The following is a 6,876-nucleotide window of genomic DNA, read 5'->3' on the forward strand; positions in this document are numbered from 1 at the left end:
ATAACGGAACTTTATGTATCGAAATCCATTGTCTGCAACCCGTCGATGAATGGCCGGAAATGGGACGGAAACAGCCGCGGAGTCCGGCCGTCCGAAGCCGCATCGTGCGGTTACGGCTGTGCAACGTGCACGCACGCGATGCGCTCAAATCGGGATGAGGAAACTCGCTCACCATGGAAACCGCGGAGGACCTCAGGAAGGACAGCATCGCCAAGGCGCTCCTGTCGAACCTCAAATGCCTGGCGTATATCGTCCGTGATGCCTTGAAAGAAGCCAAGGGCATGGGACTCGATGAGATAGCCGGACGCCTCGGCGCGGCGGGAGGCAATTGCTCTGTCTGGATGCTGCATGAGGGCCTGATCGCCGGGCACGGATCCATAGCGTACGACCTAATATTCGAGTTTGATCTCCCCGACGGCGAGAGGGCCGTGGTTGACATCGAGATCCGGGGCCGCTGCCCGTCCTGGATCGCCAGGCGCCAGATGATGTATCTGTCCGGACTTGCCTGGTACGCCAACCGCGACCCCGCCAAAGATTACTCCGCGGTCAGGCCGGTCTGCTGCATATGGATATTCCTGAACCCGAGGGCAGCCGACAGGAACATGATATACAGGATGAAGCTCCGCCGCGAAGGCTCGGAAATCCCGATGGCGCTCGTGGAGATGAACATCGGCGACCCCGGAAGCGCCCCGTGCGACGCTCTGAGGCTCCTGGGAATCCTGTTCCAGAAAAGCGGCGACCCGGAATCCAACCTGAATCTCGCCGCGGCAGAGTCTAATATCGATTGGGGAGATGACACAAGAGGGATAATCGTGAGCACACTGGAGGAATTCATAGCGGAATACAGGATCGGCCTGTTGGAGAGCGCCAGAGAGGACGGCTTCATCGAAGGCAGAGAAGAAGGCCTGGCGGAAGGCATGGAAAAACACGAAAAATATAAGAAAGAAATGCGGGCCGAGATGGTCCTGAACTATGCAGGCACCGTCAGGAAAGCGATTTCCTCCGGCCTCACCCTGGAGGGCGCCATGGCATTGGTCCCGGAGGATATGGCGGCCGAAGTTGTCGAAGCCTTCCGCAAGAATTCTCAGCAGACGGTCCCGATGTCCTGCCTGGAAAACCGCTCCGAACAGAGTGATTCAGATACCGGCACGACGGCCGATAACCCCTCAGACGCAAGAGATGCTCAGGCAGTCTCGAACTGATTGTCGTAAAGCCTTCTGTAATACCCGCCCAACTCCATGAGCTCGCGATGCGTGCCGGATTCCACCACCTTTCCGGAATCGACGACCAGGATCATGTCGGCGTTCCTTATCGTGGACAGCCTGTGGGCGATGACGAACGACGTCCTTCCCTCCACCAGCTTATCCATGGACTCCTGGATGCGCGTCTCGGTCAGAGTGTCGACTGAGCTGGTAGCCTCATCGAGTATGATGAGCGGCGACTCCCTGATGAGAGCGCGGGCGATGCTTATCTGCTGCTTCTGCCCCGAGGACAGCGCCAAAGAACCGCCGATTTTCGTGTCGTAACCTTGCGGCAGAGATTCGATGAACTCCCTTATGCCGACGGCGTCGCAGGCCTTCTCCAATTCGCCGTCGGTTATGCTCCTGTTGAACGAGATGTTCTCTCTGATCGTCCCCTCGAATATCCACGAATCCTGGAGTACCATGCTGAACATCTCCCTCACCTGGCTCCGCTTGATGTCCTTGATGTCGATGCCGTCGATGGTTATCCTCCCGGAATCCACGTCGTAGAACCGCATCAGAAGGCTCGCGATGGTTGTCTTCCCGGCTCCCGTGGGCCCCACGATGGCGACCGTCTGCCCCGGCCTGACGACGAGGTCCATCCCGTGGATGCATTCGGTCCCGGGGACGTACGAGAAGTGGACGCCTTCGAACGCGACCTCCCCCCTGAACCCTTCCGGACGGTCTGACTTGCCGCTTTCGTCGTCGAGCTCCTCCAGGTCCAGGAACTCGAATATCCTCTCCGCCGATGCGACCATCCCCTGCATCCCGGACAGTGTGTTGCTGAGGCGCTCCAGCGGCTGGGAGAATTCGCGTATGTAGATGAGGAAAGCCACTACCGTCCCGAAGCCGATAGAGCCTTCGAGGATCATCATCGTCCCCGCGACGCACACGACGCCGTAGCTCAGGTTCCCGACGAACGACATCACCTGGGGGATTATCTCGGTGAAGAACTGGGACCGGAAAGCGCTGACCCGCAATCTGCCGTTGATGGCGTCGAACCTTTCCCGGTAGCGCGGGGCTGCGTCGTATGCGTCGATGACTTCCAGGCCGTAGAACGCCTCCTCCACCGCCCCGTTCATCCTGCCGAGGTCCTCGGCCTGGGCGGCGAAATACTTCTGGGACGCGCGCATGACAACCCACGCGACTCCGAGTCCCAGAGCCACCGGCGCCACGGCAATCAACGCCAGGATCCAGCTCAGGGATGCCATCATGGCGAAGGAACCGGCTATCATCACCGCGGATGTCACGATGCCGTTGATGCTCTCGGCGGATTTCGTGCGGATCTGATCGGAGTCGTTGGAGAAGCGGCTCATCACATCCCCTATCCCGATCCTGTCCAGAACGAGCTGCGGGAGGCGGGATATCTTCCAGCTGAGGTCCACGCGCACAAGATTCGCGTTGAGCTCCGATGCCGTTGGGATGTAGTACTGCGATACCGCCTTGGATACCGCCGCGGCCGCATAGATCGCTGCCACGCACAGCATCAGGTGCGTCACCGAACCCATGTCTATGATTCCGCCTATGCCCTCCGAGACTTCATCGGTGATCTCTTTGATGTACTGCGGAGCAAGAAGGACCAGCAGCGATGATATGACGGACGCGATGGTACCAGCAGCGATGCGCCACTTGTACTTCCCTATGTATCCGCACAGACGGATGAACGTGGGCCAGAATCTCTTGGCTTTCTGCACCTTCTCCAAACGCAGCGGTACGGCCATCTCATCCCCCCATCTGCGTCTCGACGATGCGGGCGTAAACCGGGCAGCTGCCGATCAGCTTCTCGTGCGTTCCGATGCCGGCGACCTTCCCGTCCTCCAGGACGACGATCGTATCCGCGCCCATGATGGACCTCACCCTCTGGCTGATCACGATCTTGGTCCTGTCCGGGAGCCGTTCCTTCAGAGCCCTGCCGAGCTCCAGATCCGTGTTCATGTCCAAGGCGGAAAAAGAATCGTCCAGGATTAGTATGCAGGAGCCCCTGCAAACCGCCCTTGCTATGGCGAGCCTCTGCCTCTGGCCGCCGGATAGGCCCTGGCCGTCGCGCCCGATCTTTGATTCCAGGCCGTCAGGCATGGACCTGACGAAGCCGTCAGCCTGGGCTATGGATAACGCGTCCCATATCCCTTCGTCGGGTCCGCAGCCTCCGCCACTGAAGTCCACGTTGCTCCTGACCGTGCCGGAGAATATGGTCGCTTCCTGGGGGACGTATGCCATCTTCCCCTTCAGATCGCTCTTGCGGTAATCCCTCACATCCTCCCCGTCGATTAGTATCTGACCGCCGGCGACATCGTAGCTGCGCTGCATGAGCTTCGCCACGGTGCTCTTGCCGCATCCGGTCCTCCCGATTATCCCCAAGGTCTGGCCGGGCCCCACGCTGAAGCTCACTCCGTTCAAGGCATCCCTGTTGGTCCCCGGATATCTGAAGGTGACGTCCCTGAACTCGACGGTGCCCTCCCCGCTTCCGGCGGGGCCTTCGCTGGGGAACTGCACCGACGGGACGGCGGATATGACCTCCTCCACGCGGCGGACGCTCACGATGACGCGGGGATAGTCGCGTATGAAATCCGCGATCATGACGAACGCGTTCAGCACTTGGAGGCCGTAGGATGAGAACGCGATCATGTCGGAGAACAGCCTCATCTGATCGTCCGCCATCCCCGCGGAGCTTATCAGAATCGCTCCGATCCAGTAGATCGCCATGGTCAGGAAATTGGAGACGACCGAAGGCAGCATGAACAGAGGGAAGCGGACATGGAACAGCCCCATGTAATTGTCCAGCATATCCTCCGAGGCCTTCTGGAACTTCTTCCCCTGGAACTCCTCGGCGTTGTACGCCCTGACCACCTTGGACCCGATGATGGTCTCGCGGGTCTCGCTGTTCAGGGAATCCGTCAGGACCTGGGCCCTGCTGAAGTACTTGACGCTCAGGTATGTGATGACCGAGATCGCGGCCACAAGGAAGATGACGCAGAGCGCCGTCGCGAGGGTCCACTGCCAACCGCCGCCGGCAATCTTGAGGATGGCCCACACCGCGAGGATCGGAGCTTTGATGACCGTCTGCAGAGCCGTGCTGACGAACAGCTGTACCTGCCGGACATCGTTGGTGCTGCGGGTGACCAAGGATGCGACCGAGAATCTGGAGACGTCCTCCGGAGAGAAACGCTGGACCTGCCCGAACATCTCGGAGCGGAGCCTGCTGGCCAGTGACGCGCCGATGTGGGCGATCAGCGTTCCGGCGCAGAGGGAAGCCGCCAAGCTCATGAGGGCGCATAAGACCATCATGAGACCGCTTTCCGCTATGGACTCCAGCGTCGTCCCGGTCTGGAGCGAGTACGTTATGCTCTGCATGTACTCCGGGATCTTCAGGTCGAAGTAGACCTGGGCGACCACGAACAGAATCACCGGCACGATCAATAGACGGTCGCGCCCGCTGAGATATTTCGCTATCGTCTCCCTGGCCCCCCCTGGTATTATGAGGGCCCCGCACTCTGGCCGTATATTAACGTTCCTCCGATGGGCGAAGATGGAGGAATTAATCATCATGTTTATCGCATGAAAAGATGGCTCATTAATCAAAGGCGCCGATCGTTCGGGAGACCATTTTTATATCGGGCCAAACCGATTTGCGCCCGCGCAGTCTTGCGGATATGGGAGGGCAGCATCGATGATCAAAATACCGGGCAAAAAAGGCGGCGACGAAGACGGCGGCATCATCTTCGTCAGGAAGACCGAGCCTCACGTGTGCGGAGGGACCGACGAGACTTTGGATACCAAAGCTCCCACGACCATAGTGTCGGAGGAGATGACCATGTTCTCGGTCGAATGCTCCTTCAGAACCGTCTGCATCCCGCCGGGATCGAAGGCCGAGAGGATCGACTATGTCTATGCCTTCGCGGACCGCGCCGGAGAAAATTCCTTTCTGTACCTGAGGAAGAACAGCAGAACCTCGTCCTGGGCCTTGGTGGAAGGCGGCTCCATCTTCGATCGCCTGGTCGCGTTCGTGAAAGAGAATGATCTGGCCAAAGGGAACGGACACCATTCTACGACGCACGGCCTGCCCGAGAACTTCGGCGGAAGCGTCGACATCAGATACGCCGGCGGGGAGAGGATAAGCTTCTCGAACAACCAGTTCCCGATCATATCCATGGAGGTCGGAGCCGAGATCGCCGGAATCTTCGGGGAAGCAATGGAAGGGCCCAAGATCTTGCTGCCAGACATCTCCCGGCTCAGAACCGTCGCCTTCCGCGAGGAGCGCGAGAACGGAGGGTTCACGAGAGCAACCCTTACGATCCTCGAGGACGGGACCGGAATCAACAGGAAATCGTCCCGCTACGACGGACCGAGAGTTTACGAGAGCGAGAAGACGCTGGGGAAAGATGTCGTGGACCTGATAAAAGAGATAATCGAGAAGTGCGGGATTCTGGCGTGGAAAGATCTCCCGCCCAGCGGATTCGGGTTCAAGGAAGACAAGACCATAGTTTTCACCTTCGATGACGGCAATGAAGTCGAGATCCGCGACGACAACCGCCTGCCTTATGCGATCAGCAGAGGATTCTTCGGTATAGAGCTGGAAATCACCACGAAAGGCTGACGGGATTTCTTGGCCCGATGAATTGCATAGGCAGGTCTTTATAAATAAACCGGCAAATCGAGATTTGAATTGCAAAAGCATTTAGAGAATACAGAGAAGTTACAGAAAGCTTTAATCAATCGGGTTTTCAAGGAGTGACTGCAGTATGACACGTGACGACGAATGCATTCTGGTCTCGGACAGCTTGTCCTTAGAACAGTTAAAGGATCTGATACGCGACGTGGCTCCGCAATACTGTTTCGTCCGCGTGTATCTTTTCGGGTCAAGGGCCAGAGGCGACTACCGCTCCGACAGCGACTTTGATTTCTGCGTCGTTCCGAGCACCGGGTGTACGCTATTCGATCTCGGAGGGTTCCTCATGGACATGGAAGAGGTCCTCGGCTCGGACGTCAACGTAGTGTCCGAGAGAGGGCTGAAGAAGAGCTTCCTGGAATCCATAGAATCCGAAAGGAGGGTCGTCTATGAAGCTTGAGGTACAGATCCTTCAGGACATCGTCGATTATTGCGATGAGATTGAGTCGGATCTGGAATACTTCGGAGATGACGTGGAGGCATTCGTTGATAACAAGCGCTTCCAGAGGTCCGTGGAATTCTGTCTCTTCCAGATAGGCGAGAAGGTCAAATCCCTGAGGTCCAAGTTCGGCTCCCGCTACATGACCGACTACTGGAAGAAGATCGCTGGAATGAGGGACGTCATCGGCCATGGCTACGATTCCTTCGACCACGAATCCGTTTGGCCTATAGTGAAGAATGGGATTCCCGAGCTGCGCGACATATGTCGGGGAGTCATCGAAGATCTCGATGGAAATGATTGATTTGGAGTCCATCTTTCGGTCATGATCGTCGACGTCATAAGGAGCATAGAGTCGAAATGCCGTCTATTTCTAGACCCGTCTCAATTATAGTTACGAACCTAATATTTTTGAATTATGATCAATAAAAAAAGTCGTTTGCCAGCTTGTGATATAACTAATCTTTCTCGTCTCTTGGATGAAACACTCTTTTACAACGTCTATCAAATGACACCTTTCGAGAATGAAC

General features: G+C 57.3%; 6 protein-coding genes. 4 read left to right on the forward strand and 2 right to left on the reverse strand.

Annotated features, from left to right (window positions below; genetic code table 11):
• Positions 1 to 173: 173 nt before the first annotated feature.
• The gene (locus IKP20_03645; GenBank protein MBR4504049.1) at positions 174 to 1,202 is read left to right on the forward strand and encodes a hypothetical protein; all 1,029 of its coding nucleotides are present in this window, start codon (positions 174 to 176) and stop codon (positions 1,200 to 1,202) included.
• Here IKP20_03645 and IKP20_03650 read toward each other — a convergent pair.
• Complete coding sequence (locus tag IKP20_03650; GenBank protein ID MBR4504050.1) at positions 1,184 to 2,962, reverse strand: ABC transporter ATP-binding protein; 1,779 nt, start codon at positions 2,960 to 2,962, stop codon at positions 1,184 to 1,186. The genes IKP20_03645 and IKP20_03650 overlap by 19 nt on opposite strands.
• Before the next feature lies 1 nt (position 2,963).
• Complete coding sequence (locus IKP20_03655) at positions 2,964 to 4,787, reverse strand: ABC transporter ATP-binding protein (GenBank protein MBR4504051.1); 1,824 nt, start codon at positions 4,785 to 4,787, stop codon at positions 2,964 to 2,966.
• 121 nt (positions 4,788 to 4,908) lie between these two features.
• On the opposite strand from IKP20_03655, the gene IKP20_03660 reads away from it, so the two are divergent.
• The 3 genes from IKP20_03660 to IKP20_03670 all read left to right on the forward strand — a co-directional run bounded on the left by IKP20_03660 (position 4,909) and on the right by IKP20_03670 (position 6,650).
• Entirely contained in the window at positions 4,909 to 5,835 is a 927-nt protein-coding gene (locus IKP20_03660; protein MBR4504052.1) for a hypothetical protein, read from the forward strand.
• A 145-nt stretch (positions 5,836 to 5,980) separates the two neighbouring features.
• A complete protein-coding gene (locus IKP20_03665; protein MBR4504053.1) occupies positions 5,981 to 6,307 on the forward strand; it encodes a nucleotidyltransferase domain-containing protein in 327 nt (108 codons plus the stop codon).
• Entirely contained in the window at positions 6,297 to 6,650 is a 354-nt protein-coding gene (locus IKP20_03670; GenBank protein MBR4504054.1) for a DUF86 domain-containing protein, read from the forward strand. Before IKP20_03665 ends, IKP20_03670 begins: the two co-directional genes overlap by 11 nt.
• Positions 6,651 to 6,876 lie beyond the last annotated feature (226 nt).

It is taken from the genome of Candidatus Methanomethylophilaceae archaeon (genome assembly GCA_017524805.1).
Taxonomy (GTDB): domain Archaea; phylum Thermoplasmatota; class Thermoplasmata; order Methanomassiliicoccales; family Methanomethylophilaceae; genus Methanoprimaticola.